Annotated in this window: 23 protein-coding genes, 1 pseudogene and 1 riboswitch; of the genes and pseudogenes, 11 read left to right on the top strand and 13 right to left on the bottom strand. The window is 67.7% G+C overall.

Going from position 1 to position 25,718, the window contains the following annotated elements:
* Nucleotides 1-18: 18 nt before the first annotated feature.
* The 7 genes from OL239_RS16630 to OL239_RS16600 all read right to left on the bottom strand — a co-directional run bounded on the left by OL239_RS16630 (nt 19) and on the right by OL239_RS16600 (nt 8,352).
* Nucleotides 19-1,425 carry an NtaA/DmoA family FMN-dependent monooxygenase gene (locus tag OL239_RS16630; RefSeq protein ID WP_268909834.1) on the bottom strand — a complete coding sequence of 469 codons (1,407 nt, stop codon included), beginning with the start codon at nt 1,423-1,425 and terminating at the stop codon, nt 19-21.
* Complete coding sequence (locus OL239_RS16625; RefSeq protein ID WP_268909833.1) at nt 1,425-2,831, bottom strand: acyl-CoA dehydrogenase family protein; 1,407 nt, start codon at nt 2,829-2,831, stop codon at nt 1,425-1,427. Before OL239_RS16625 ends, OL239_RS16630 begins: the two co-directional genes overlap by 1 nt.
* Entirely contained in the window at nt 2,828-4,759 is a 1,932-nt protein-coding gene (locus OL239_RS16620) for an ABC transporter ATP-binding protein (protein ID WP_268909832.1), read from the bottom strand. Before OL239_RS16620 ends, OL239_RS16625 begins: the two co-directional genes overlap by 4 nt.
* A 143-nt stretch (nt 4,760-4,902) precedes the next feature.
* Nucleotides 4,903-5,604, bottom strand: a complete 702-nt coding sequence (locus OL239_RS16615) for an ABC transporter permease (protein WP_329609263.1) — start codon at nt 5,602-5,604, stop codon at nt 4,903-4,905.
* Nucleotides 5,605-5,708: 104 nt separating this feature from the next.
* A complete protein-coding gene (locus tag OL239_RS16610; protein WP_268909831.1) occupies nt 5,709-5,948 on the bottom strand; it encodes an ABC transporter permease subunit in 240 nt (79 codons plus the stop codon).
* Entirely contained in the window at nt 5,914-6,666 is a 753-nt protein-coding gene (locus OL239_RS16605) for an ABC transporter permease (RefSeq protein WP_268909830.1), read from the bottom strand. Before OL239_RS16605 ends, OL239_RS16610 begins: the two co-directional genes overlap by 35 nt.
* Before the next feature lie 3 nt (nt 6,667-6,669).
* Nucleotides 6,670-8,352 carry an ABC transporter substrate-binding protein gene (locus OL239_RS16600; RefSeq protein WP_268909829.1) on the bottom strand — a complete coding sequence of 561 codons (1,683 nt, stop codon included), beginning with the start codon at nt 8,350-8,352 and terminating at the stop codon, nt 6,670-6,672.
* A 95-nt stretch (nt 8,353-8,447) separates the two neighbouring features.
* A riboswitch (SAM riboswitch) is annotated at nt 8,448-8,537 on the bottom strand.
* A gap of 290 nt (nt 8,538-8,827) precedes the next feature.
* On the opposite strand from OL239_RS16600, the gene OL239_RS16595 reads away from it, so the two are divergent.
* Nucleotides 8,828-9,529, top strand: coding sequence for a DUF6318 family protein (locus OL239_RS16595; protein ID WP_268909828.1), 702 nt, complete (start codon nt 8,828-8,830; stop codon nt 9,527-9,529).
* A 1,013-nt stretch (nt 9,530-10,542) separates the two neighbouring features.
* On the opposite strand, the gene OL239_RS16590 is transcribed toward OL239_RS16595, so the two are convergent.
* A complete protein-coding gene (locus tag OL239_RS16590) occupies nt 10,543-11,037 on the bottom strand; it encodes a hypothetical protein (protein WP_268909827.1) in 495 nt (164 codons plus the stop codon).
* A gap of 237 nt (nt 11,038-11,274) precedes the next feature.
* Between OL239_RS16590 and OL239_RS16585 the strand changes: the two genes are divergently transcribed.
* A complete protein-coding gene (locus tag OL239_RS16585; RefSeq protein ID WP_268909826.1) occupies nt 11,275-11,484 on the top strand; it encodes a hypothetical protein in 210 nt (69 codons plus the stop codon).
* A 34-nt stretch (nt 11,485-11,518) separates the two neighbouring features.
* On the opposite strand, the gene OL239_RS16580 is transcribed toward OL239_RS16585, so the two are convergent.
* From OL239_RS16580 to OL239_RS16565, 4 genes are all read right to left on the bottom strand, one after another.
* Nucleotides 11,519-12,334, bottom strand: a complete 816-nt coding sequence (locus OL239_RS16580; protein ID WP_268909825.1) for a carbohydrate ABC transporter permease — start codon at nt 12,332-12,334, stop codon at nt 11,519-11,521.
* Entirely contained in the window at nt 12,331-13,176 is an 846-nt protein-coding gene (locus tag OL239_RS16575; protein WP_442864167.1) for a carbohydrate ABC transporter permease, read from the bottom strand. The genes OL239_RS16580 and OL239_RS16575 overlap by 4 nt, the downstream gene beginning before the upstream one ends.
* Nucleotides 13,177-13,242: 66 nt before the next feature.
* Entirely contained in the window at nt 13,243-14,622 is a 1,380-nt protein-coding gene (locus OL239_RS16570) for an ABC transporter substrate-binding protein (protein ID WP_268909824.1), read from the bottom strand.
* A 61-nt stretch (nt 14,623-14,683) separates the two neighbouring features.
* Nucleotides 14,684-15,526, bottom strand: a complete 843-nt coding sequence (locus tag OL239_RS16565) for a carbohydrate kinase family protein (RefSeq protein WP_268909823.1) — start codon at nt 15,524-15,526, stop codon at nt 14,684-14,686.
* A 404-nt stretch (nt 15,527-15,930) separates the two neighbouring features.
* On the opposite strand from OL239_RS16565, the gene OL239_RS16560 reads away from it, so the two are divergent.
* The 7 genes and pseudogenes from OL239_RS16560 (at nt 15,931) to OL239_RS16540 (ending at nt 23,440) form a co-directional block, all read left to right on the top strand.
* Entirely contained in the window at nt 15,931-16,686 is a 756-nt protein-coding gene (locus OL239_RS16560; RefSeq protein ID WP_268909822.1) for a DeoR/GlpR family DNA-binding transcription regulator, read from the top strand.
* A pseudogene (locus OL239_RS16555) lies at nt 16,683-18,025 on the top strand (6-phospho-beta-glucosidase). The gene OL239_RS16560 and the pseudogene OL239_RS16555 overlap by 4 nt, the downstream one beginning before the upstream one ends.
* Nucleotides 18,026-18,176: 151 nt before the next feature.
* Nucleotides 18,177-20,312, top strand: a complete 2,136-nt coding sequence (locus OL239_RS16550; RefSeq protein ID WP_268909821.1) for a hypothetical protein — start codon at nt 18,177-18,179, stop codon at nt 20,310-20,312.
* A gap of 42 nt (nt 20,313-20,354) precedes the next feature.
* The gene (locus tag OL239_RS20310; RefSeq protein WP_442864166.1) at nt 20,355-20,672 is read left to right on the top strand and encodes a zinc-ribbon domain-containing protein; all 318 of its coding nucleotides are present in this window, start codon (nt 20,355-20,357) and stop codon (nt 20,670-20,672) included.
* Nucleotides 20,624-22,123: a DUF7937 domain-containing protein gene (locus OL239_RS16545; RefSeq protein ID WP_442864315.1), complete on the top strand. Its 1,500-nt coding sequence runs from the start codon at nt 20,624-20,626 to the stop codon at nt 22,121-22,123. The genes OL239_RS20310 and OL239_RS16545 overlap by 49 nt, the downstream gene beginning before the upstream one ends.
* Complete coding sequence (locus OL239_RS20305; RefSeq protein ID WP_442864314.1) at nt 22,096-22,365, top strand: variant leucine-rich repeat-containing protein; 270 nt, start codon at nt 22,096-22,098, stop codon at nt 22,363-22,365. Before OL239_RS16545 ends, OL239_RS20305 begins: the two co-directional genes overlap by 28 nt.
* Nucleotides 22,366-22,621: 256 nt before the next feature.
* Nucleotides 22,622-23,440 carry an SGNH/GDSL hydrolase family protein gene (locus tag OL239_RS16540; RefSeq protein ID WP_268909819.1) on the top strand — a complete coding sequence of 273 codons (819 nt, stop codon included), beginning with the start codon at nt 22,622-22,624 and terminating at the stop codon, nt 23,438-23,440.
* A gap of 462 nt (nt 23,441-23,902) precedes the next feature.
* On the opposite strand, the gene OL239_RS16535 is transcribed toward OL239_RS16540, so the two are convergent.
* Entirely contained in the window at nt 23,903-24,154 is a 252-nt protein-coding gene (locus tag OL239_RS16535) for a hypothetical protein (protein ID WP_268909818.1), read from the bottom strand.
* An 81-nt stretch (nt 24,155-24,235) separates the two neighbouring features.
* Between OL239_RS16535 and OL239_RS16530 the strand changes: the two genes are divergently transcribed.
* A complete protein-coding gene (locus OL239_RS16530; RefSeq protein ID WP_268909817.1) occupies nt 24,236-25,156 on the top strand; it encodes a hypothetical protein in 921 nt (306 codons plus the stop codon).
* A gap of 3 nt (nt 25,157-25,159) precedes the next feature.
* Nucleotides 25,160-25,714, top strand: coding sequence for a zinc ribbon domain-containing protein (locus tag OL239_RS16525; protein ID WP_268909816.1), 555 nt, complete (start codon nt 25,160-25,162; stop codon nt 25,712-25,714).
* Nucleotides 25,715-25,718: the final 4 nt, after the last annotated feature.

The raw sequence follows: 25,718 nt of genomic DNA, 5'->3' as shown, positions 1-25,718 counted from the left end.
CGGCCGTTCAGCGACCCCTCAGACTCCCACCGAAGAAAACGCGCCGCGGTACTTCGCACCCGGATGCCGGGCCGGCAGCCGGGCGCCGCCGTTGCGCCCGTCAGTCCCGCCGTCGAACAGCTTCTCCCGCAGTGTGCCGGGACGGTACTCCGTCTGCGCCAGCCCGCGCCGCCGCAGCTCCGGCAGCACGCCGTCGATGAAGTCCGTGTAGGAGCCGGGCAGGATCTGGTTGATGATGTTGATGCCGTCCACCCCGGCGTCCTGCCAGGTTTCCAGCTGGTCCGCGATCTGCTCCGGCGTGCCGGCGATCTGCTGGTTGTAGGCGCGGTAGCGGGCAACATCGGCGATGGTGGGATTGCCGCCGGGCACGGAGGCGAACAGCGCCTCCAGCACGCCGCGGGCGCCGTCGGTCCGCAGCTCGCCCAGCGTGGTGTCCAGAGGCAGGCCGCCGAGGTCGACGCCGATGCCGCCGCCAATGTGCGCAACAATCGCGTCCAGGTCCAAATACTCGTCATACTCGGCCTGCTTCGCCTTCACCTCGGCCTCGGTGGAGCCGACCACAAAGGACAGGCCGGCGAAGAACTTGATGTCCTCGTTCCGCCGCCCAAGGCCGCGGGCCAGCGCCCGCACGGCGCCGGTGGTCTTCTTCGCATACGCGGTGTGCGGAGCGAAGATGAACACCGCTTCGGCGTTGGCGGCGGCGAACTGCTGGCCGCGCCCGGAACTGCCGGCCTGGAACAGCAGCGGCGTGCCCTGCGGGGAGGGCGCGGACAGATGCGGGCCGTCCACCGAATAGCGGGGCCCGCGGTGCAGGATCTTATGCACCCGCGCCGGATCGGCATGGATCCCGGCGGCCTTGTCCTGCCGCAGGGCACCCACGTCCCAGGACCCTTCCCACAGCTTGTAGCAAACCTCAAGGTACTCATCGGCCCAGTCGTAGCGGCTGTCGTGCTCGGCCAGCCCGTCGCCGCCGAAGTTCCGGTGCGCGTTCTCCAGCACGGACGTGACAATGTTCCACGCCGCCCGGCCGCCGCTCAGATGGTCCAGCGTGGACAGCTGCCGGGCGAACTGGAACGGGTGCGCCTGCACCACGGACCCGGTCAGGGCCAGGCCCAGATGCTCGGTCCGCCCGGCCAGCGCCGACTGCAGCACCAGCGGATCATTGGCCGGCACCTGCAGCCCGCGCTGCACATGGGAGGCCCAGCCGCCGTCGTGATCACCGTAGAGCCCGACGACGTCGGCCAGGAAGAGGGCGTCGAACTTTGCCGCTTCCAGCTCGGCCGCCAGATCGGTCCACAGACCGAGTTCGTTGAAGCGGTGCTGCTGCGCGTCGGGGTGGCGCCAGAGCCCGCCCAGGATGTGGCTGGTGGTGTTCATGGCGAAGGCGCTCAGGAGCAGCCGCGGACGGGGAGAGAAGGTGGCCATTAGGATGCTGCTCCTGCGGTGGAAGGGGCGGGGGATGTAGTGGAAGGGGACGGTACGGGGGAGGCGGCCGACGACGGTGGCGGGGCCGCCGCTGCGGAAACCGGCGGTGACGGGGCGTCGCCGATGCTGTGCAGCCCGGTGGGGATGGTGCCGTTGACGAAGTAGTCGCCGACGGACCGGGCCTTGAAGGCACTGGGGTTGTGCGTGGCGACCGTGCGGGCGTTGCGCCAGTGCCGGTCCAGGCCTTTGCCGCGGCTGACCGCGGAGGCTCCGGTGACGTCGAACAAGGCGCTCGCCGCGTCCAGCACCAGGCCGGGAACCACCACATGGGCCTGCTGCACGGCGAGTTCCGCGCGGAGGAATGCCTGCTCGGGGGAGAGATTCAGGGACGGATCCGCGGCGGCGTCCAGATCGCGGGCGGCGGCCGTCACCACGGCTTCGGCGGCGTAGACCTTGGCGGCGAGCTGGCCGACGTGTTCCTGAATCAGCGGATCGTTCCGGAACAGTTCGCCGGAGCCGGTGTTGAAGGTGCGGGTGCGGGTCTGCACCAGGGCCGCCGTATCATGCAGTGCGGCGCGGCCGATGCCGGCCAGGACCGCCAGCAGGAACAGCTGGAAGAAGGCCGGTTCCAGGGTGCTGGTGACCTGGCGCTGCAGGATGTTTCCGGCGTCCACGGGCACGTCGTCGAACACGGCGGTGCCGGTGCCGGTGAGCGGCTGGCCGAACCCGTCCCAGTCATCCACGATCCGCACCTGCGGGGCGTCGGCGGGAACGACGGCGTACTGCCGTCCCTGAACGCCGGCGGTGCTGGCCATGACCACCACCCAGTCCGCGAAGATGCTGCCGGTGGTGTAGTACTTTTCCCCGTGCAGCAGCCACTGGCCGTCCTGCTGCCGCAGCGTGGTGGAGGTGGTGCCCAGCGCGTTGCCGGAGCGCTCGGTGGCGGCGTTGCCGAAGAGCTGGCCCGCGAGGATCCGCGGAAACCACCGCTCCCGGAAGGCGGCCGGCTGCAGGGCGGCCGTCTCGCCGAAGGCGAAGTGGGAGCGCAGCAGGTGCGCCACGTTGGAATCGACTGCGGCCAGCTCGATCAGCAGCCGGAACAGATGTTCGGCGCTCACCGGATCCCCGCCGTGTTCGGCCGGGACCCGCAGTGCGGTGAAGCCGGCGTCCTTGAGCCAGCCCACCTGCTCGAACGGCAGGTTCCGGGACTGCTCCCGTGCCAGGGATCCGGCGGCGATGCGGTCAAAGACGGGACGGAACCGGGTGATGAGGGCCGCGTACCGGGCCTCGCCGGTGGCGGGTTCGCGGCGGGCGGCCGCGGTGGTGGCGGGCTCGGCGGGCTGGCCGGTGGCGAGCCGGCCGATGCCGGAGCGAAGGTCCAGGGAAGGGCTGCTGGTGCTGGTCATGACGTTCCTTTCGGAAGGGACGAGGGAAGAAGGGCCGGGACGGGAAGCTGCTCAGGACCAGAAGAGCTCAGGACCGGAAGCGCCCAGACCGGGGACGGGGCAGGCTCCCGGGCGGCGGCGAGGTCCCGGAGCCGGCGCCCGGGGTTGGCGGCTAGCAGCCGGCGGGTGTATTCACTGACCGGACTGCCGAACACGTCGGCGGTGGGTCCGGTCTCCACGAGCTGCCCGCGGTGCATCACCCCGACGTCGTCGGAAATCCGTTCCACCACGTGCAGGTCGTGGGAAATGAACAGATAGGACAGGCCGAGCTGGTCCTGCAGCGACTTCAGCAGCTCCAGGACCTGCGTCTGGGTCAGGACATCCAGGGCGCTCAGGGCCTCGTCAAGGACCAGTGTGCCGGCGCCGGGAGCCAGTGCACGGGCAATGGCGACCCGCTGCCGCTGCCCGCCGGACAGCTCCATCGGCCGGCTCCGCGCCAGGCGGCCGGGCAGCTTCACCTGCTCCAGCAGCTCGGCAACCCGCGCCTGCTGCTCCGCGCTGGAACCGATCCGGTAGTTGCGCAGCGGCTCACCGATGATGTCCGCGACACTGAGCCGCGGATCCAGTGCGGTGTCCGGGTTCTGGTAGACCAGCTGCAGGCTGCGCCACAGTTCCCGCCGCGCACTCCCGGCGGTGGCGGTGGCGTCTTCGCCGGCGACACGGATGGTGCCGCCGGTGGGATTCAGCAGCCGCAGGATCAGCCGCGCCGTGGTGGATTTGCCGGAGCCTGATTCGCCGACGAGCGCAAACGTGGTTCCGGCGCGCACGGTAAAGGACACATCGTCCACGGCCCGCCGTTCGGCGCCGGAGCGGGCAAAAACCTTGGTCAGGTTCCGCACCTCGAGCGCGGCGGGCGCCGACGACGACGGAGCTACAGCGGGTACGCCCGGCACGCGCACAGCCGGCGCCGACGACGGCGGCCGGGTTCCGGCGTCGTTCCCCTGGTGCCCGGGGGCGGCGGAGGCGAGCAGCTGTGCAGTGTACGGGTCCTGGGGCCGGGTGAGGATGTCCAGCACCGGACGGTCCTCGCGGATGCGTCCGCCGTTCATCACGACGACGCGCGAGGCGTAGTCGGTGGCGACGGCCAGGTCATGGGTCACGAACAGGACAGCGGTTCCGTAGCTGCGGGCCAGCCGGTCGAAGACCTCCAGCACGCGGCTCTGCACCGTGACGTCCAGGGCCGAGGTGGGTTCATCGGCAATGAGCAGATCCGGCTGCAGCGCGAAGGCAATGGCAATCAGGACGCGCTGTTTCAGGCCGCCGGAGAGCTCGTGCGGATACTGGTGCATCCGTTCCTCCGGGCGGTCGATGCCGACCAGCTCCAGCAGCCGGATGACCTCGCCGTGCAGCTCGGCCCGGGTGAGCCGTTTTCCCCGCCGGCCCGCGTCCGGATGCAGCCGGTAGATTTCAGCAACCTGGGAGCCGATGGTTTTGACCGGATCCAGGGACGCCCCCGGATCCTGCGGAACCAGGCCGATCCGCCGGCCGCGCAGCCGCCGGAAGCCGCGGTCCGGGAGGCTGCCCAGGTCCTGCCCGTCAAAGGTGATGCTGCCGGCGGTGATGCGGCCGGTGTCCGGCAGCAGCCCGATGATCGCCCGGGCCAGGGTGGACTTTCCGGAGCCGGATTCACCGACCACTGCCACGACTTCGCCGCGGTGCACCTCCAGGTCCACGGCGGCGGTGGCCGGGCCGGCCGTGGAGGCGGCGGCTGTGGCGGCGGCTGCACCGGTACGGAGGCGGGGCGCGCCGTATTCGACGGTCAGGCCCCGCACCGAGAGCAGCGGAGCAGCGGGGGATTCGGTGGAAGCGGGGGATCCGGGGGATTCGCCGGGAAGCCCGGCGGCCTCGGAAGGCCCGGCGGAGGACAGGGAATGTGCGGAGCGGTTCATGCTGGGATTCCTTTCTCAGAACCGGAGGTTCTTGAGCAGCTGCCGGCCGACAGCGGCCAGCAGCACCACGGCGGCGACGATAACGAGGCCGGGCAGCGTGGTCATCCACCACGCAGTGCCCAGATACTGGCGCCCCTCGGCGATCAGCAGCCCCCATTCGGGCTGCGGCGGGGAGTGCCGAACCCGAGGAATCCCAGCGAGGACACCACGAGGACGGCCGCGCCCAGGTCCACTGCCACCAGGGACAGCACCGGTCCGGCGGCGTTGGGCAGCAGATGCCGGCGCAGTACGGTCCAGTAGGTTCCGCCGGACAGGAAGGCGGCCTCGACAAAGGCCAGGTTCCGCACCCGGAGCACTTCGGCCCGAACCACGCGGGCAAAGGATGCGACGGCGGCGATGCCCACCCCGACGCCCAGCGATACCGGCCCGGGCGAGGACGCGGTCACGATGATCAGGGCGATCAGGAAACCCGGCACCGCAAGCAGGACATCCACCAGCCTCATGGTGAGCGCATCGGCGGCCCGCCCGCCGGTCGCCGCAAGAACACCGAGCAGGGTTCCGGCCACGAGGCCGATCAGCACGGCCAGTCCGGCGGTGAGGAACGTCTGGGAGGTGCCGTGCACGACGCGGGAAAACACGTCGCGGCCCAGGTGGTCGGTGCCGAACCAGTGCTCGGCCGTGGGCGGCAGGAACTTGTCCTGCGGGATCCCGCTGATCGGATCGTGGCCGGTGAACAGGGTGGGAAAGAACGCCCACGCGGCGATCAGCAGCACCGGCAGCAGGACCGGCGCCGCGGCCAGCCCGGGGATCCGGCGCGCACCCGGCCGCCGCCGTCGTGGTTGCACGGCGGCCGCCGGTGCGGTTTCCGCCGCCCCGGAGGAAGCGCACCGCCGTCGACGGCTGTGGAAGGAAGAAGCGAAGTCATCGAGAATCCTTGGGGTGGATGGTGTCAGGAGGCGAGGGCGGGGGCTGCTGCCTGCCGCGTACCGTGGAGGATGCGCGGATCCAGGAGCGGGTGCGCCAGATCCACGAGGAGGTTGACGGCCACAAACACCGTGGCCGTGAGCAGGACCAGTCCCTGGACCAGGGGCACGTCCTGGGTGGTCACCGCCTGCAGGACCACCGAGCCCAGGCCGGCACGGGCAAACACGGTTTCAGTAATCACTGACCCGGCGAACAGGGTGCCCACCGCGATGCCGAGGACGGACAGGGCGGGTCCGGCGGCGTTCTTCAGCACGTGCCGGTAAAAATCCAGGCCGGCGACGCCCCCTTGGCGCGGAGCACGTCGATGAAGGGCTGCCGGTACACCCCGTCCACGCTTTAAGCAGCACCTGCGCCATGGGCGCCGACACATGGACCGCGAGGACGAACACCGGCACGGCGAGCGAGAGGAAGGACCCGTCGGGAAACAGCGAGAGCAGCCCCAGCCGGATGGACAGCAGTTCCAGCAGCACGAGCCCCAGCCAGAAGACGGGCACGGCGGAGAACAGCGGCGGCAGGTTCACCAGGACCCGCCGCAGCACCGGCGACGGCGCGAGGGAGGCGGCGGCGACCACGGTCAGGGCGAGAACGACGGCGGTGCCCAGGGCGGCGCCGGCCAGCGCCAGGGTGGAGCCGACGGCGCCGCCGATGCGCTCGGTGACGGGCTCGCCCGAGGTCAGCGAGAAGCCGGCGTCGCCGCGCAGCAGGGCGGCAAACTGCTGCACGTACTGGACGAGCAGCGGCTGGTCGTAGCCGTACTGCTTTTTCATCGCGTCGACCGCGGCCTGGTCCACGGCGGAGTCGGAGGTCAGGAAAATGGTGACCGGATCGCTGGGCAGCAGCTGCACCGCAAGGAATACCAGCGTGTAGGCGAGCCAGATCACCAGCAGGGCCTGCCCGATCCGGTGGACGAGATAGCGGGCCACCGGTTAGCCGTCCACTTTCCACGCGCTCTGGAAGATGGGCGCCGTGCCGGAGGTGAACTCGATGTGCGTGCTGCGGTGCGCGCCGTAAACCTGCACCTCGTCCCAGAGGACCAGGGAAAAGGCCTTGTCCACCACGAGCGCCTGCTGTTCCGCCGCCAGGATCCGGTCCCGTTCCAGGCCGGGAGCCGCGGCACGCTCGGCTGCGAACAGGGCGTTGAGCTCCGGATCCGACGTATGGGTCATGGTGTTGTTGGCCGGTTCGAAAATGGGACCCAGCCCGCCGTAGATGAACTGGCGGGTGCCGAAGAACTCCACCTTCGGATCGGGCATGGCGGTGGCGAGGAAGGTGTTGTCGCCGGCGCGGTTGTTCAGCTGCACGCCGATCTGCCGCCACTGCTGCTCAATCAGTTCGAAGGCCGGTTTGATCACCACCGAGTTGTTGGAACTGGTGACCGTCACCTCGAGCCGTTCCCCGTCCTTCTCGCGGATGCCGTCGGCGCCGGCTTTCCAGCCGGCGTCGTCCAGCAGTTGCTTTGCTTTCTCCGGGTCGTAGGCGAGGTCCGCGCTCAAGTCCACGAACCCCGGGGCCCGGTGGTTCAGGACCGAGGCGGCCAGGGTGTAGCTCTCGGAGAGCACCGTGTCCTTGATGCTTTGCCGGTCGATGCCGGCCTGCAGGGCCTGCCGGACGGCGGGGTCGGCCAGCTTTCCGCTGCCGGTCCGCACGGCGGCCATGTTCACGGTGAGGTCCACGCCGTCGGCCGCCAGTACCTGGTGGCCGGCGGTTGCCAGCGCTGCCTCGTCGACGGGCTGCAGGCCGCGGACCAGGTCCACCTGACCGGACTGGACGGCACCGGCACGGTGCGCGACCTCGGGCAGGTACTTGATCACCACTTTGTCCAGGTGGGCCTCGCCCGGGTTTTCCGCGTCCTCGGGAGCCCAGGCGTACCCGTCGCGCCTGGCCAGCACGACTTCCTCGTCCGGTTTCTCGGACTCGTAGACGAACGGTCCGGAGCCGGAGATGCTCGCGATGGCGGACTGGCCGGCCGTGTCCAGGGCCAGGGTGGCGGGGGAGACCAGTCCGGCGGTCACCGAGGAGGTGGCGCGCAGGAAGTTGGAGTTCGGAGCGTCCAGCGTGACCTTGACCTGGTCGGTGCCGATCACTTCGCTGCCCTGGTAGCCGGCGAAGTCCACGTTCGGCTGGATCTGCGCTGCGGGAATTCCCAGGCCGAAGCTGTCCAGGTTGGCCTTGACCGCCGCGGCGTCGAGCGCAGAGCCGTCGCTGAACGTGACGCCGGGTCGGATGGTGAACGTGAACTCGGTGCTGTCGGCGTTCGCGGAGAAGGCCGATGCGATCCACGGGACCAGTTCGCCTTTCTCCGGGTCGAAGTAGGTCAGGCGGTCCAGCACGGAATGAAGCACATTGGACTTTTCGTAGAACCGGGCGGCCTGGGTCTGCCAGTTGTTGATCGGGGTGACTTCGGCATACACGAGGGTGCCGCCGTCCACCGGCGCTCCGGACTGGGCGGCGGAAGCGGCGGCGGCGTTTGTTCCGCCGGCCGGCGAGCCGGACCCACAGCCGGCAAGCGCCAGGGCCGCCGCAGCCAGGAGGGCTGCGGTTCGCAGGCGGACGCGGGGCGGCTGCGTTCCGGCGGGGCGGGCGGGACGGTTCGAAGCGGGGTTGACCATGGGGTCCTCTCAGTTCGCACCGAGGAACACGGCATTCGAGCACGCCGGAGCCGCCGCCGCGCACGGAACTGCGGCCGGGGTCCAACGGGGAAGTGAGTCCATCGGTCCTGGCATGAGCACCGGCCCTCAAAGGGTGGTTGCTGCGGCGTCAACGAGCCAGGTCTCTCAGCCGCTCTGGATGGGTGATGTCCGGCTTCTCGAAGCGGACAACACCATAAAATCCCGGGGCGGGCCGGCCGGGCAAGACAATGACGAACCGTTGCCGCATACGCCGGGGCGTGACGAAATACGTCCCTTGCGTGTCACACGGACCGTCATATAAGTCGCCGGGCCGCCGGGAAGGCCTGGCTAGCGGCGGGAGCGGCGGCTGTCGGTTTTCTCTGGCGTGCTGTGGATAACTGCGTATGCTGTGGCGCAGCCTCGTAGTATTGGCGTCACGTCCAGTCCCGCACCATTTGCCCTGGGGGTTCTTCGCATGTTCCGCACCCGTGATTTACCTGCCGCGTCTGTTTCTGGCCGACTGTGTGCTGCCGGGTTGGCTGCTGTTCTGGTTTTGGGTGGGTGTTCCGGTTCCGGCAATGAGCCTGATGCCGAGGCTGCCGAAGGCAGCTCCAGCAGCTCCAGCAGTGTTGGTCCCAGCAGAAGCGCAAGTGCTGCGCCCACCGAGTCCGTGTCTCCTACTGCGGCACCGACGCCTTCTGCTGCCTATAAGCCGGCGACTGCCCAGGGTCCTGCGGAGAATGTGCCGCTGCCCGTCATGCCGGAACTCGCGAAGCAGGAGTCCAAGGAAGGCCTCGAGGCTTTCGCCGAATACTGGTACGCGCTGGCCAACTACGGATACGAAACTGGGGACCCAGCGCCTGTCCGTGCCGTAAGCGCTGAAACATGTTTCAGCTGCATTAGTTACTACCGTGTTCTTGGTAACGGATACGCAGATAATGATTGGATGCTAGGAGCTCGATTACATGTTCAGGATGTCAGTTCCAACTTTGTTAAGACTGCTGAAGGGGCTTATCAGGCGACAACGCTTATCCTACAAGATGAATTGCAATATTATAGCCCTTCCGGTTATTTAGGAAGTGACCCTGGGAATACTATTCCGGGTGTTCAACTGATGGAGGCTGTGTTCACGCCAACCGGATGGTACGTCGTAACGCTTGAGACAATAGAAATGTGAGACGGCAAGTGCTTAGGCCTAAACATGGATTCCTGGCTGTAGTGGTTCTTGTGCTTGTAATCACAGGAACTGTAAGTCAGCCTGTTTACGCCAAAAAAGACGGAGAAGGCAGCTATGTGCCAGGTGGGGTCAAAGGAGTCGTGCGCGAGAAGGACCCAGTGACAGGAAATGTCGTGCCTGTGGATGTGGGCACGCCCGACAGCTTGTATGGCTTTTACTATCGGCCGGTCTGTTTCGATGAGAACAACGGTGACATTGATTGCTTGGCCGGCCAACCCGTGGAATGTGACGCTGCACCTGACGGGCGGTACGTGTGGTGGCATAGCGGCTTGAAGACGACTCCTCGTGAGACCTGGCCCAGATACGGAGAAACTCCCACCTGCATCTACACTGCGGATCCCGATGAAGTAGCCGCAGAGCTGGTCGGACTCGTTCTGACCGAATTCCAAACTGCTCCGATTGAACCCGGCCGGTTCGCTCTTCAGCCGAGCCCTTTCTCTTTGGTTAACATGCCCACCAACCTCTATGTAGAGGCGCAGGAGCAAGCATTCGACATGACACTGTTGGGCCAGAATGTCCGGATTGAGGTTCGGCCCACTGAGTATGAATGGAATTACGGGGATGGAACAATATACGGGCCCTCGTCCCGGCCAGGCGGTCCACTTCCGGAAGAGCGTATGGGAGACGCAACCGAAACGAGCCACATTTACGAGGACCCTGGTGACTATTTCGTATCCGTTGCAGTTTACTATTCTGGTAAATATTCGATTAACGGCGGCCCAATGATACCAATTGACGGCCGAGCGCTGGCCTTCCCCCGGCGCAGACTCTTAGCGTATGGAAATCTGAATCACGTTCCGTAGCCGAGAACTGTCTCCTGAATCCGTCCGGGTTTGGTTGCTAGACGCAGATGGCGTAAATGTCGCAGGCAAGGTGTGGCTAGTTCCCACATGGGATAGTGGTACGCCCATTCCCGCACCATGTCTTTCCTGGGGACGGCTGGGACAGCCGGGTTAGCGGCGGAGACGGCCGGGCCGGCGCGCCGCTGCTCCGCCCGGCTTAGCGGCCGGCCGCTCGCCCGGTGAACGGTAGCGCACCCGCCAGCGGGCATCACTAAGCAGCCGCACGCCGTCGACCATGGTTTCGCGCAGCTCCATGAGGGCGAACTGGTAGCGGTCCGGTACCCGGGAGGATTCGCGGAGGTAACGGGTGCAGGCAGTGGACATCCGCATCAGCACGTCGGTGTTGGCGGAGCCGCTGCGCAGGTGGGCCAGGGTTTCGATGATCCTGTCCCGGGCATCGAGCACGGTGGCGCGGCAGCGCTCCGCATCGCCGGCGCCGGCGATGACCCGCGGTTCGATCGGTGCCAGCGGACGTTTCAGATGCAGGTCGGTTATGAGCGCGTTCAGGGCCGCGTTTTCATCCCGCCGGTCGATGCCGGCGCGGACGCCCCAGCCGGCTCCGGCCCCCACGAACAGGGAGGCCAGGGCCAGAAGGGATACTGCCAACCAGTCCATCGGGAACCTCCGGAAGACGCGTTCTCCGACGGTACCGGCATGGCCGGATCACGGGACAGGGACGCTGCCCGTTCCCGGCTCCCGGGCGGGCGGAAAACCGGCGGCCTGCTTCTTCAGGACCCTGGCTGTCCGCATCGCTACAGCGTCCGCCGATTTCGCGCACCTAGCGTGAAAGTTCATGGCGTGGTCCCACCACTGGAGCTTCCGAAGCCGCGAAGGAGAAACACGATGGCTATGACAATAGAACTGGCCCGCGTGGCGCACCGCGAACGCATGGCGGAAGTCGAATCGCGGCGAAGGCGGAGGGCGGCACGGGACCAGGCCAGAGAGCGCAGCGGCAAAGAGGAACGGACCAGGACGCCCGCGGTGGAATGGCCGGTTTTTACGCTGCGGATTGGCCGTTTTCAGCTGGTGGGTTTCCGCACCGTGCGGCTTTAGGAACGGCGACAGCGGATATGCGCAGGAGCGCTCCCTACTCCTTCACCGCACCCTCGAGCATTCCCTTGATGAAGTGCCGCTGCAGGATGAAGTACAGCACCACCACCGGCAGCGCGACCAGCACCGCGCCGGCCGCCAGCAGGGCGGTGCCCTGGGTGTATTGGCCCTGGAAAAATGCCAGGCCCAGCGGTGCGGTGCGGAATGCGCCGGTGGGGGACATGACCAGCGGAATCAGGAATTCGTTCCACGTCCACATGAACACCAGCACCACCATGGTGGTGATCGCCGGACGGCCCATCGGCACCAGGATGGACCACAGGATCCGCCGGGGACTCGCGCCGTCCATCCGGGCGGCGTCGACGATCGCCGGGCTCACGCCGCGGAAATATGTGCGCATCCAGTAGGTGCCAAAGGCCAGGGACTGCGCCACCTGGGGCATGGCCACGGCCCAGACCGTGTCCGTGAGGCCAAGGGCGCGCAGGTCAAAGAACAGCGGCACCACAATGGTTTCGCCGGGAACCATGATCCCGAGCAGGAACAGGTAGAACAGGACGGTGCTGCCGCGGAAGGTCATGGTGCCGAAGGCATAGCCGGCCAGCACGGAGAGGATCACCGTCAGGGACACCACGATGGCGGCCACCAGCACCGACGTGCCCATGTACTGCCCGAACCTTCCTTCCTGCCAGGCCGCCAGGAAGTTGCCCGGATGGAAGGCGCCCTCCCGGCCGGCGGCGGCGTCGTGCGGCCCGAAGGCCTGGGTGAGGATGGTCAGCATCGGCGCCAGCACCAGCAGGGAAAAAACAATCAGGACGGCGTAGTTCAGGAACCGTTCGGTGCTGCTGACCTTCATGAATTTCGTTCTCCGATCCGGTTCACCACGGCGGTGATCGCGAAAATCAGCACGGTCAGCGTCACGCCCACTGCGGCCGCGGAGCCGACCTGGCCCAGTTCAAAGGCCCGCCGGTAGACCTCGTAGCTGGGCACCGTGGTGGAACTGCCCGGTCCGCCGCTGGTGGTCACATAGATCAGGTCGAAGGTCTTCAGCGAGGCCACGATGGTCAGCGTCAGGGCCACGGTGATCTCCGCGCGCACCGACGGCACAATGATGGAAAAGAACTCGCGCACCCCGCCGGCGCCGTCCAGCCGTGCGGCTTCGAACTGCTCCTGCGGGATCCGGGCCATGCCCGCCAGCAGCAGGACGGTCACCAGCCCGGTGGAAACCCAGGTGCCGATGAGCCCGACGGCGGGAAGCGAGAAAGTGTAGTCGCCCAGCCAGGGGCGGGTCAGGGCATCCAGGCCGACGGCCCGCAGCAGGGTGTTGAGTGCGCCGTCGGGGGCGTAAATCTGCCGCCACGCCACGGCCACCACCACCATGGCAATCACCTGCGGCAGGAACACAATGGTCCGGAACGCTGAAAGGCCGCGGACCTTGGCCCGGGTCAGCACCGCGGCAAGAACCAGTCCCAGGCCGACGGGCAGCACGGCGTAAAAGAACACGAACACCAGGGCATGCCCGAAGGCGGCCCGGAGCCGGTCATCGGACAGGATGTCCGTGTAATTGTCCAGCCCCACGAAGGTGGCCAGCGTGAGTCCGTCCCAGTCGAACAGGGACAGGTGCACGGCCCGGCCCAGCGGATACAGCATGAACGCGGCGTAGACACCAAACGCCGGAAGGATATACAGATAGGGCACCCACCAGTGCCCGGCGCGCCCGGACCGCCCGTCCCCGCCGCTCGTGCGGCGGCGAGCGCCGCCGGTTTAGCCTGCGCCAGTGAATTCGGCATAGTCCGCTTCCAGCGCTTCGGTGAACTGCTGCGGCGACATCCGGCCGTCGAGGACTCCCTGCAGTGCCTCGCCCATGGTGTCGGCCATGGTGGGCGTGGCGTAGTCCAGGTAGGGGAGCAGCGCGCCCTCGGCGCTGACTTTTCCAAATTCGGAGTACACGTCCTGCAGCACACCCGATTCCGGCGCGTACGTTTGGGTATCGACGACGGGGAGGTTGCCGGTTTCGGCCAGGACCGCCATGGCCTCGTCGCTGGTGATGAAGTTGATGTACGCCGCGGCGAGGTCAGGGTTCTCGGATTCCCTGGTGAGGGTGAACGGCAGGCCGGTGCCGCCGGTGGTTTTGGCCGCTTCGCCGGCGGCTGCGGCGGGCACGAAGAACCCGACGTCGTCGCCCATGGCGTCCTGCAGATCCGCGGCGAGCCAGGACCCGCCCATCAGGAACACCCCGTCACCGGCCGCGAGTGACTGCCACGCGGCGTCGTAATCGGTGCCGTTCACGCCGTCGTTGAAGTACCCCTGGGCCTGCCAGTCGGCAAGTTTCTGGGCCGCGGCCTCGTTTTCCGGCGTGGTCCAGGACGCGCCGGCGTTGCCGAAGCCCAGCTTTTCCACGTCCTCGGTGGGAACCAGGGACCCCTGGACCGGGCCGAAGAGGTGCAGGGCCGGCCACTTTTCGATGTTGCCCAGCAGCATCGGCGTTTCGCCGGCGTCCCTGGCGGTGTCCAGGGCCGCTTCGAATCCGGACCAGTCCGCAGGAACCTCGAGCCCCAGCTCAGCCAGCTTGGGCTTGCTGTAAAAGACGCCCACCACCTCGCCGACCTGCGGCAGCCCGTACAGGTTGCCGCTGCCGAAGGTCTTGCCGTCCCCGCTGTACTGCGAGTACTGCAGCACGCTCTCCGGATAGCGGTCGGCCCAGCCGTATTCCTCGGACCAGGGATCCAGCGGCAGCAGCTGGCCGGCGGCGACGAAGTCGCCCATCGCATTGCGCCCGTTGTTCGCTTCCACCACATCCGGAGCGTCATCGCCGCTCAGGGCAAGGCGCAGGGTGGTGGCTAAATCATCAAAGGACTGTGAATTCCGCTCGATCGTGATGTTGGGGTACTTGGCCATGAACGCGTCGTTCAGCTGGGTCATCTGTTCGTTCTGGCCGCCGCGCACCTCCTGGTCCCACACGGTCAGGGTCTGCTCGCCCATGCCGGCAACGTCGGTTTCCACCGCGCGGTCCGGATCGGCGGCGGCAGGGCTTTCGGTACTGGAGCCGGAGCCGGGCGTGCACGCGGCCAGGGACAGGGCCAGGGCGGAGAGGGCGGCGGTCAGCGCGGCGCGGGAACGGCGGCGACGGCGGGAAGCGGGCATGGGATTGTCCTTTAACTGTGCTGCGGATATCTGTGCTGCGGATAGTGGCGGCGGTGAACTCTCACGAGAAGGCCTCCACTTCGGTGAGCAGGCCGAAGGTGGCTTCGGCCCGCCGGACGGCATTGTGTGCCTTGTCGGTCACGAGCTCCTCGAGGAACCCGTACCGCCGGGCGATGTCGGCGGCATCGCCTCCGCGGGCGGACTGTGCCTTGGCAGCTTCCCACCAGTCGGCAATGTCGCCCCAGCCCGGCGCGGCGAGCGACCCGCCGAAGTGCTGCACGGACAGGGCCGAGCACAGGCAGGCGAAGAGCAGCCGCTGCTCCAGCGGCCAGCCCTCCAGGGTTCCCGTCACCATGCCCGCCGCGAAGACGTCGCCGGCACCGGTGGGATCCAGGGCATTGACGCGCAGGCCGGGAACGGCGGCGGTCTCACCGGTGGAGGCATCGCTGGCCATCGCGCCGTCGGCGCCGTTGGTGACGACGGCGAGGGGCACCTGCCCGGAGAGCCGGCGCAGTGCCGCTTCGGGGCTGTCGGTGCGGGTGTAGGCCATGGCCTCGACGTGGTTCGGCAGAAAGGCATGGCACAGCGGCAGGTCCGCGAGCACCGCGGGATCCCACAGTTCACTGGGGTCCCAGCCCACGCCGGCGAACACGAGGGTTTCCCCGGCGCCGTAGTCCTTCCACCAGGGTTCTTCGCCGTCCGGGCGGACCAGTTCGGCCAGTGCGGCCCGGGCCGGGGTGGAGCGCCGATCAGCTCGCGCTGGGGAACCGGAATAGGGTGTCCGTGGGTGATCATGCTGCGGTCGCCCTGCCGGGCCAGGGACACCGTCACCGCGGAGTGCCAGCCGCGGAAGGTGCGCGAGCGGGTCAGGTCGATCTTCTCCTGCTGTTCCAGCAACGACCACGCCCAGGCGCCGTACGCGTCATCGCCGAAGCCTGCCGCTAAGCCGGTCCGCAGTCCGAGCCGGGATGCGGCGACGGCGAGGTTGGCGATGCCCCCGGGCAGGGACCCCATGCCCTCGGCCCAGACCTCGGTGCCCGGCTGGGGGGCGGCGGGCAGGCCGGTGAACACGATGTCGAAGAACAGCGGGCCGGTGAGGAACAGGTCCAGCCGGGCGTCGGAGGTCTGCGTGGTGGTCACCTGGGTCCTCTTCCCCTGTCGCGCGTCACTGCACGGGTTTCGTGATCGGTGGGGCAGGCGGGCAGGGTGTGGTTCTGCCGCTTGCCCTTGGACGCTAGCACGCAGCAGTGAGCGGAACAAGGAATGAAATGCTTGAAGCTGGCTGATTTTGACTGCTAGGGTCGGCCCATGCTCACCGACAGCAGGCATGCCGCAATTGTGCGCAGGGTGCAGGAAACCGGCGGTGCCTCCGTCGCGGACCTGGCCCGGCTGGTGGCGGTCAGCGAGTCCACCATCCGCCGGGACCTCAAAACGCTCAACGGGCGGGGCCTGCTGCGCCGGGTCCGGGGCGGGGGTGCCGGAACCGGCTCTGCCGGTGCGGACCCGGCTGCGGTGACGCCGGTCCGCCGGCCCGCCTCAAAGCAGCGGATTGCGGTCCGGGCGGCCGCGCTGGTGCGGGACGGCGACGTCGTCGTCCTGGACAGCGGCACCACCACCGCCCTGATCGCCCGGGAACTGCGGGGCCGCGCCGTCACGGTGATTACCGCCAGCGTTGCCGTGCTGGACGAGCTGCGCGATGACCCCGCGACTGAACTGGTTCTGCTGGGGGGAGTGCTTCGGCGCTCCTGTCACTTGCTGGCAGGGAGCCTGGCCGAAGACGCCCTGCGCCGGCTGCGGGCGACCGTCTGTTTCCTGGGCGCCAGCGGCGTGCAGCCGGACGGGAGCGTCATGGATGCCACCGGAACCGAAGTTCCGGCCAAACGCGCCATCCTGCGGGCCGCCCCGCACGTTGTCCTCGCCGCCGATGAAACCAAGTTCCCCGGCACGGGGCTGGTGCCCGTAGCCACCGCGGCAGCCTTCACCACCCTGGTCACCTCAACCTCCTCCGACCCGCAAACGCTGGGCCGGTTCCGGCACGCAGGAAGCGACGTCATTACCGTATGAAACTCACACTGATTGGCGGCGGAGGCTTTCGCGTACCGCAAATCTTCGAAGCCCTCGCCGCCGGGCACGCCGCTGCCCGCGTCACGGAATTGTGCCTGTACGACAGCTCACCGCAGCGGCTGGCCGTGATGCAGTCGGTGCTGGCCCAGCTGGCGGCCGCCACCGCCCGCCCGCCGCGCGTCACCGTCTCCACCGACCTCGACGCCGCACTGCGCGGAGCGGCCTTTGTCTTCTCCGCCATGCGCGTGGGCGGGGCGGAGGGCCGGATCGCCGACGAACGGGTGGCACTGGAGCTGGGCGTACTCGGCCAGGAAACCGTGGGGCCCGGAGGCCTGGCCTATGCGCTGCGGACGCTGCCGGCCGCGCGGCGGCTGGCCGAACGGATGGCGGCGGTGGCGCCCGGGCCTGGGTCATAAACTTCACCAATCCCGCCGGCATGGTGACCGAAGCGATGCGCGCAGTCCTGGGCGACCGGGTCATCGGCATCTGCGACACCCCGATCGGCCTGCTGCGCCGCGCCGTGCACGCCGTCGGCGCCACCCCCGGGACCGTCGACTTCGACTACGTCGGCCTGAACCACCTGGGCTGGCTGCGGCGGATCTCCGTGGCCGGCGAGGACCGGCTGCCGGGGCTCCTCGCCAACGACGCGGCCCTGGTGCAGATGGAGGAAGCGCGGCTCATGGGGTTCGACTGGGTGCGCGCACTGGGCGCTGTGCCCAACGAATACCTCTATTACTACTATTTCCAGCGCGAGGCGACCGACCGCATCCGCACCGCCGCCGAGACCCGCGGCGAGTTCCTCCACCGCCAGCAGGCCGGCTTTTACGACCAGGCGCACCGGCATCCGGACAGCGCGCTGGACCTGTGGAACCGGACCCGGCACGAGCGCGAGGCCAGTTACATGGCCGAAAGCCGTCCCGAGAACGAACGCAACAACCGGCAGGAAAGCGACGTCGACGGCGGGGGATACCAGGGCGTGGCCCTGGAACTGATGGGCGGACTGACCCAGGGCACCGCCGGCACGATGATCCTCAATGTCGCGAACCGGGGCACGGTGCCGGAACTGCCGAACGACGCCGTGATCGAGGTGGCCTGCGACATCAACGCCGAGGGCCCCGCCGCCCGGAAGGTGGCGCCGGTCCGGGGAGACATGCTGGGGCTGCTGCAGCAGGTCAAGGCAGCGGAGCAGCTGACCATCGCCGCCTCGGTGCACCGCGATCCGGTGCTGGCCTGGCGGGCTTTCGCCGCCCACCCCTTGGTGGATTCCGTCTCGGTTGCCCGTAAACTCCTGGACGTTTACCGGCAGACAATTCCGGGGGTCGCCGAAGCCTTTGACTAACGGAAAGGACCGCAAAATCCGTAAATAAAATTCAGCACTATATTCCTGGGGCTGCATGCTAAGCTCCTCGCTGTAAGAGTGTTGTTTTATCGGGGGATAGCTACACTCGCAGTCCCCCGCTTTTCGGGGAAAAGTTTTGTTGAATTTTTGCATGTCCTGCGGCGCCAAGCTCCAGCCGGAATGGAAGTTCTGCGGCACATGCCGGGAACCTGTTCCCCGCGACGCCGCGCCGGGCCGGCCCGCCATTCGCGAGACCGGGACCGCACCGGCCGCGGACGCGGCATCAGCTTCCGACACCGGGGCAGCTCCCGCTTCCGGCACAGCGGCCGCGCCCGCTTCCGGAACCGCAGCGGTAGCGGAATTCTCAGGCCCCGGCGGCCCCGGTGGCCCCGGTGCCTCCGACACCGCCGAAGGATTCAAGAAACCCAGCCGCAAGGTGATAATCAGCGTCAGCGTGCTGCTTGCGCTGGCCGTGGCGGGCATCGGCGCGTACTTCTACATCCAGAACATGATCCGCGGCGGCGCCGGTTCCGCGGAGTCTGCGGCCGATAAACTGATTGAGGCCGTGGAGGATAAGGACCTGACCGGCTTTTTCACCATGCTGCCTCCGCAGGAGCGCGACGCTTTGCAGCGCGTCCAGGAGGCTGCCGAAGAGCAGGCTGAAGAACACGGCATCCTGGACGCCGCTGCGAAGGTTTCCGACGGGGATGCCGGTTCCGGGGACGAGGACGGCATGGACCTCTCCCTCGACGGCATCGACATTAGCCTCGGCGGAGCCGAGCCCGTGGTCACTGAAATCGATGAGCACCTTGCGATGATCAAATTCAGCAGCGGGGAACTGCGGGTGCAGATTGACCCCGCCCAGACCACGGGCGCCATCCGGAGTGCCTTCGAAGCCGGCGGAGACATGGACCCCATCGATGAATCCACCCCCTTCGCCTCCCTGGGCATCAACAACTCGGGCCTGACTCTGATGGCGACGGAAACGCAGGGCCGCTGGTATATCAGCCCCCTGTACTCCGGCCTGGAATTCGCCCAGCAGTTCACGGGCAGCTCCCGGGGTAACGTCCCGGGGCAACCGGCGCCCGGCAGCGACAGCGCCGCCGATGCTGCCCGCAACGCGGTGGCGGTGCTCCCGCAGATGGTCTCCAACGGCAGCGTCATGCCGCTGGCCCCGTACCTGTCCGGCTACGAGGGCAACGCGCTGTATTACTACGGCGGACTGATCGACAGCGTGCTCGGCGGCTCGGGCAGCGACGAATTTTACCTGGGCGAGGTCGCCTTCCGCGACGGCGGAAAAGACGGGAACCGGACCAAAGCCGTGGTGGAGAACATCACGGTGGAAACCGAATACGGTGACCGGTTCAACCTGACTTCCAACTGCATCATGGAGGACGGCGACGAGCAGATGTGCGCCAACGGTTCCGGTTACGGACTGCGCTACGGCGGCTCGCCGGAACCGGACGGGCTCAGCCTGCTCAACTCCTCGACTGAGTGGAGCCTCACCACGGTCAAGGAAGACGGCAAGCACAAGGTCAGCATCCTGGATTCCGCCGCCGACTGGGCCGCGGGCTGGGTCCGGTCGCTGACCCGGGAACAGGCGCTGGCACTGATGGACCTGGCCCGCAGCGAGGACCCCTCCGGTGACATGGCCGTCGGTGAGGAAAGCGACGTCGCGTTTAACTCCGCCGGGTACGCGGTGAAAACCCTGACGGTGGAGGAAAAGCAGCGGGTCGAGTTCCAGGGAAATTACGGCAAGGTGCATGTGTACCCGGCCGGCAGCGGGGCGCGGCTGGCCACGCTCGGCGGCAACGCGGATCCCAAGGAGCTGGAACCGGGCGACTACAAACTGGTTATCTTTGCCGGCAACGACTGGAGCGACAAGTTCGCCGGCGACGGCAGCGGAGTGCAGTACTCGGAGCCGGTCACAGCCCGGAAGTACATCAGCCCGCCCCGGATCGACGGCTCGGACTACGCCTACAGCGACAGCATCTACACGGAATCCAACCGCTACTCCACGAACGAAGTTCAGCTGGAGGTGCCCGAGGGCAACGACGTTGAACTCGTCGTCACCATCACGGACCTGTACACCAGCAGCTCAAGTACTTCGGGATCCCTCATCCTCACGCTCGACGGCAACCGGTACCAGGTGCCGGTCAACGGCGGCGACGCGGAGCAGGTCATTCCCTACCCCGCCGATTCCGAAGCCGAGACACTGGGCCTGGAATTGGACATGGGCGGAAAATACGGGTCCGTCAGCTATTCACTCGAATTCGTCCGTAAATAGGCTTCGGCCTGCAGCCGGCAACCATCACAAAAGGGAAGTGTTATGAGATTCTGCGTTCAATGCGGACAAGAACTGGCACCGGAAGCGCGCTTTTGCGTCAGCTGCGGTACGCCGGCCCCATCCGGGGAAACGACGGCGCCGGCGGTTTCCGCAGCCAGCGACACCGAAACGCCGGTACAGGCCGGAGCCAGGCAGCCTGAATATGCTGTTGCCGGCGCCGGACATCACGGCGGGCCCGGCCCGGCCGGCAGCTCCCAGGCACAGGCCGCTCCGGCAGCAGCAGCGAAAAGTCCACCGGTGCCTTTGCCGGCATCCCGGTCAGCGACTACGTCCGTGACGGCATTGCCGCCCTCGCACTGATCGCCTCCCTGTTCATGGTGTGGATCGTCGATGACGCCGGCGCGTTCAGCTACGGCTCCTACGACGAGTCGCGGGCCGGCACCAGGGTGGACGTCATCCTGATCACCCTGGTCAGCCTGCTCTCGCTGAGCATCAGCTACATCTGGCGTGCCGGCGTCTTCGGCCCCAGCGTCGGCTACCGCAAAATCCAGGACCTGAAACTTCTGGCCAACATTCCGTACTTTCTCCTGGTCCTCGTGTACATCGCCCTGCACCTGATCACATCCAGAACCTTTGAGCCGAGCACCTTCGGAACCCTCGGCCCGGCCCTGGCCTTTGGCCTGGCCGGAGCCGTTCTGGCGGCCCAGCCGCGGCGCGGAGAAATCGCTCCCGGAACCGGCGACGAGTCCCGCAACCGGCGCTGGATCTTCGTCAGCCTGGGCATCGCCGCGCTGGCAACCGTGGTGGCCCTGGTCCAGATTATCCGCTACTGGGTTGCCATTGGCGACGCCGGTATTCCCGACACCACCGGCTGGGGCATCCTTGCCACCTTCACGGCCCTGGCCAGCGCCGCCGTCCTGGTCTTCCTGGCCCTGCAGATCAACAAGCGTTCGGACAGCTGGCGTTCAACCGGCGTCGGCCTGGCCTACGGCACTGCCTTCCTGGCCCTGATCGCGCTGTTCGAGGACCAGACGCTGCTGAACCTCAACCTGAACTCCATCTCTCCCGGCTTCTCCCTGATGTTCTGGCTCGCGTTCGGCGCGTCCATCTCCGCGCCCTCGATTGCCCGCCTCACCGAGGGCACGGCCGCAGCGCCGACCGATCCCCACAGCCGGCTCCAGCCCTGGCTGCTCCTGGCCGCAGGGCTGAGCGCCGTCCTTACGGTGGCCGCCGCCGTCGGGCTGATCACGAAGACCACGAGCGACTACTCCGAGGGCATTGTTCCGCAGGTCCTCGCCCTGTTCTTCGGACTGCTGCTCACGGCCGGAGCCGTGCTGACCCTGCGCCTCATGAGCAAGGACCCCCGGTCCGCCTACATCATTCCCAGCGGATACGCCGGACTTTTGTTCGTTCTTGGCCTGGTGCTCATGATCGTCTGGGCCGTCCAGAATGAGGGCTCCCTGGGCGCGGTCATCATGCTGCTGACCTTCGTGGTTCCCGCTGGCATCCTGGCGGTCCTGTGGCTGCCGCGCGCGTCCCGGGAGCATTTCGCGTCGCTTCCCGGCGGCAACGGTTCCGGAACGTCCGGCTTTACGTTTACCGGTGCACCCGCCGCGCAGGCTCCGGCCGCGCACGCTCAGCAGGTTCAGCAGGCGACGCCTCAGGCCCGCCCGGCCGAAACGGCCGGCGTTCAGGGACGGGCGAAACGAAGGCCCAGCCCGAAACCACGACCGCAACGGCATCCGCAACGGACACCAAGGCCGCGACGGAAACCGGAGCGGCAATCCCGGCCGCAGCGGAGCAGCCCCTGAATGCGGGTGCCAGCGGAAACCCGTCTGCGGTACCGGATTCCGATGCCGCCAGCGCGGATCTGCTGACGGAAGCAGCGGATCCGCAGACTCCACTGGCACGGCTGCAGGAACTGGCGGCCAACCATCCGCACACCCGCCCGGCCGTGGCGGCCAACCCGTCCACCTACCCGGGCCTGTTGACGTGGCTCGGACAGCTGGACGACCCGGCAGTGGACCAGGCGCTCCGCCAGCGCAGCCAATGAAAAAGCTGGCGGCCGGCGTGCTGCTGGCAGGAATTTTCGTGGCGGGCTGCTCGCCTGTTCCTGCCGCTGAAGACAGCGCGCCGTCCGCCGGCAGCACCCCGGCGGAAACGCGGACACCGTCCGGGTCCGCGCCGTCCGGCCCGGCATCGTCCGGTCCCGGGGCGGCTCCCGGCCCGGGACCGGTGCCCGGCGAACCGGCTGCCGATATCGCCGAACGGCTGCCACCGCTGATCGGTTCCGAGGGCGCCCGGCGCGCGTGGTCCTGCTCGGTGACTCATTTGCTGCGGGCGAGGGTGCCGGTTCCTATGAGCCGGTCAACGGTGTTGCGGAAAGCCTCTGCCACCACAGCTCCGAGGCATTGGTGGCGGGTGCGGTTACGGAACACGCGATCGGTTCCCCCGGCGTCGTTGTCCATAACTTCGCATGCTCGCGGGCCCGCATCGCCGCGTTGAAAAAAGCGCAGCCGGTGGAGGGCCACGGCTCCGGAGGAGTTTCGGCGCAGCTCGAGCAGATGGCCAGGGTTCGTCCGGATCTTGTCCTGCTGTATCTCGGGGGCAATGATCTGGGCTTCGCGGACCTGCTGCAGGCATGTGTGGCGGAAACAGATCCGTGCGGCCAGGACCCTGGGCTTCAGGAGAAAACCGGGCAGCGGCTGGTTCAGCTGCGTAGCGAACTCGAGAATGCATACCGCGGTCTCGGGGCCGCGGCCCGCTCTCCGGTGCTCGTCCTGCCGTACCCGCGAATGTTTGAAACCGGCGTCGGGGACTGCGGACGGCTGACTGCCGGGGAACAGGAGTTCGGACTTAAGATCACCGACGCCTTGAACGAGACGATTGAACAGGCCGTGCTGGCAGCCGGCCTGCCGAACGTCCGGTACGTGGACGCGCTGGAGGGGTCCTTTGCCGGCCGGGGCGCCTGCAGCGACGATCCCCTGGTGAACACCGCCCGCATCGGACCGCTTCTGGGGGCAGCCACTTCGGTTGCAGCATCCCAGGAAATTTTGCATCCCACCGCGGAGGGCTACCGGATTTTAACGGCGGACCTCCTGCAGTGGCTGGAAGAACATCCGGCCTAGTGCCGGCGACGCGGCGTACCGCAGCTTAGACAGCGCTTTGATCCCTTTGGAAGGAAAACATGAAGTGTTCAGCATGCGGGGAACCGCAGGAAGCAGGAGTCAGCTTCTGCACTAACTGCGGGACGCCGGCATCAGCGGCTGCTCCGCCGCCGCCCCCGGAACCGGGTGGGAGAGCCGAGGCCCCTCGCCTCCCGCGCCCCCGGCACCGTCCGCCGCCGTTCCGGCTGCGTCCCCACAACCCCGCACCGAGCGGCTGCAGCCTCAGCCCGAGCTCCAGTCCGGGTCCAATGCAGGGGTCGACGGCGGGTCCGACGCAGGAGACGTACCTCAGCCGGTGACCCAGTCCCAGCGGCATCCCGGGCAGGAGGACGGCCAGCCGGACGTCCAACCGCAGAAAAGCCGCCGGACACCGCTGACCATCGCCGCGGCGACGATCCTGGTGGCGGCACTGGGCGCCGGGGCCTACGTTTGGCAACCCTGGAATGACGAGACTGAGGCAACCGCGGCGGCGTCGCCGTCGTCGTCTTCCACCGCGTCGGCATCTGCCGCGGCCAGCCCCAGCCCCAGCTCGACGTCCACGTCCAGCGCTTCTGCCAACCGGTCCGCCGGCGCTTCGCCGTCGGCCAGCGCGGCGCAGGCGGCGGACAGTATTTTGCTCTCCGGCTTCGAGCCGTCGACCTCGGAAGTCCGCGACGGCATGGTGGTGTACCGCACGTCCAACGGCGTCTCGGCTCACGTCCCGGGGAGCCCATTGCGCGCACGTACCCGCTGCCCGCAGCGCCATCGGGCCAGGAAGTGTCCGGCAGTACCCTGGACATCGTCGGTACCGGCACAGCCCCGAAGCTCGCGGCCCTGGTGGAAATCCGCACCCCGGCTTCCGGCCTGGATCCGGAGCAGTATGCAACGGTGCTGCGCACGTATGACGAGAAGAAGACGGCGCCGCTGGCGGAAGCGCCGGTGTCCGGAATCGAACACGACGACTTTTATGAACTGACCCTGCACGGCAGCGGCGACGGTTCGATCGCGCTGGAGAACGAGGATTACAGCGAGCCTTCGGTCCGGTTCTTCAATGCCGCACTCGAACAGGTCGGCGAGGGCAGCGGGGTATTCACCGCACACCACGGCACCACCGCCATCCTGTCCGACCGGAACGACGACTGCCTGATCTCGGCGTGGAGCACCACCACCGGCGCCAAGCTCTGGGAAAACAACTACGGCACCGTGACGTACCCGAGCTGCACGGCAACGCTGGACGCCGGCGGCCTCGCCGTGGCGGTAAACGGCAACGAGGACTTCGTCGCCGTGGTCGACCCGGCCACCGGAACACTGCGCACCCAGCTCACCGGGGCCCAGAGCGTGAAATTCGACTCGGCCGGTCCGCTGGCGGTTGTCGAGTACGGTTCCTCAGACGCCACCCTCCCGGCACTGCGCGTATACGACACCACAACCTGGGCTTCCACTCTGGAGGTGACCAGCGAGCAGGGCGAGGCGCTGAACCTGCAGACGCTGCATCTCTTCGGCTCCAAGCTGTACATCGAGAACACCGATGAACAGCCGGTTCTTGACGCCCTGACGGGAGAAAAACTGGCCGCCGACTGGCAGGTCCGCCCCGCGCAGGCCGTCAGCGCGGACTGGACACTCGTCACCGACGAGAGCGACGGAAGCTATTCGCTCGAAGTCAACGACAACGGTGTTTACCCGGGACCGTGGTGGTAACCGGTGAATCCTCAAACAACTAACGCACGGGGGCAGTTCTGCGCCCGGTGCGGCCAGCAGCTGCCCGCCGCAGCACGGTTCTGCCGGTCCTGCGGCGCCCCGGTACAGGCTGCGGCAAACCCGGCGCCAGGTGCGGCGGAGGCCGTCACCGCGTGGGCCGCCGTTCCGGAGGAGCCGGAATCGGCCTGGACCGAGAGCGGCACCACTGCCGATGCCGCCGACGAGCGGCAGCGCCGGTCCCCGTGGCTGATTACTGCGATGATTGCGGCAGTCGTCCTCGTGTTGGGTGCCGGTGCTTACTTTGGCTACGGGTACCTCGTCGATGAGACCGGGTCAGACCAAGTGGCTGCCCCGTCGTCGCCGGCGCAGTCCGCGGCTGCCCCGTCGTCATCGGCTCCCGCGTCCACACCAAGCGGCCCGGCGAAAGCCACGGCGTCGGCGTTGCCGCCGTCCCCGTCCTCATCCCCCGGGGCCACCCCGCGTCCGACGGCGACAGCGGGCGCCCCGCCGGCAGCACCGGAAACTACGGCGCTGCCGGCTGGGATACCGCAGCACTGAATGC

The organism is Arthrobacter sp. ATA002 (assembly GCF_026898095.1).
Taxonomy (GTDB): domain Bacteria; phylum Actinomycetota; class Actinomycetes; order Actinomycetales; family Micrococcaceae; genus Arthrobacter_B.
The sequence above is the reverse complement of the archived record's forward strand: the minus strand, read 5'-3'. Positions and strand labels throughout refer to the sequence as shown.

Excerpts from the sequence above, each read along its gene's own strand:
- OL239_RS16620 (WP_268909832.1), bottom strand. The coding sequence starts at position 4,759 with ATGAACCGCTCCGCACATTCCCTGTCCTCCGCCGGGCCTTCCGAGGCC.
- OL239_RS20310 (WP_442864166.1), top strand. The coding sequence starts at position 20,355 with ATGAGATTCTGCGTTCAATGCGGACAAGAACTGGCACCGGAAGCGCGC.
- OL239_RS16625 (WP_268909833.1), bottom strand. The coding sequence starts at position 2,831 with ATGACCAGCACCAGCAGCCCTTCCCTGGACCTTCGCTCCGGCATCGGC.
- OL239_RS16600 (WP_268909829.1), bottom strand. The coding sequence starts at position 8,352 with ATGGTCAACCCCGCTTCGAACCGTCCCGCCCGCCCCGCCGGAACGCAG.
- OL239_RS16580 (WP_268909825.1), bottom strand. The coding sequence starts at position 12,334 with ATGAAGGTCAGCAGCACCGAACGGTTCCTGAACTACGCCGTCCTGATT.
- OL239_RS16585 (WP_268909826.1), top strand. The coding sequence starts at position 11,275 with ATGGCTATGACAATAGAACTGGCCCGCGTGGCGCACCGCGAACGCATG.
- OL239_RS16560 (WP_268909822.1), top strand. The coding sequence starts at position 15,931 with ATGCTCACCGACAGCAGGCATGCCGCAATTGTGCGCAGGGTGCAGGAA.
- OL239_RS16550 (WP_268909821.1), top strand. The coding sequence starts at position 18,177 with ATGTCCTGCGGCGCCAAGCTCCAGCCGGAATGGAAGTTCTGCGGCACA.
- OL239_RS16630 (WP_268909834.1), bottom strand. The coding sequence starts at position 1,425 with ATGGCCACCTTCTCTCCCCGTCCGCGGCTGCTCCTGAGCGCCTTCGCC.
- OL239_RS16595 (WP_268909828.1), top strand. The coding sequence starts at position 8,828 with ATGTTCCGCACCCGTGATTTACCTGCCGCGTCTGTTTCTGGCCGACTG.
- OL239_RS16570 (WP_268909824.1), bottom strand. The coding sequence starts at position 14,622 with ATGCCCGCTTCCCGCCGTCGCCGCCGTTCCCGCGCCGCGCTGACCGCC.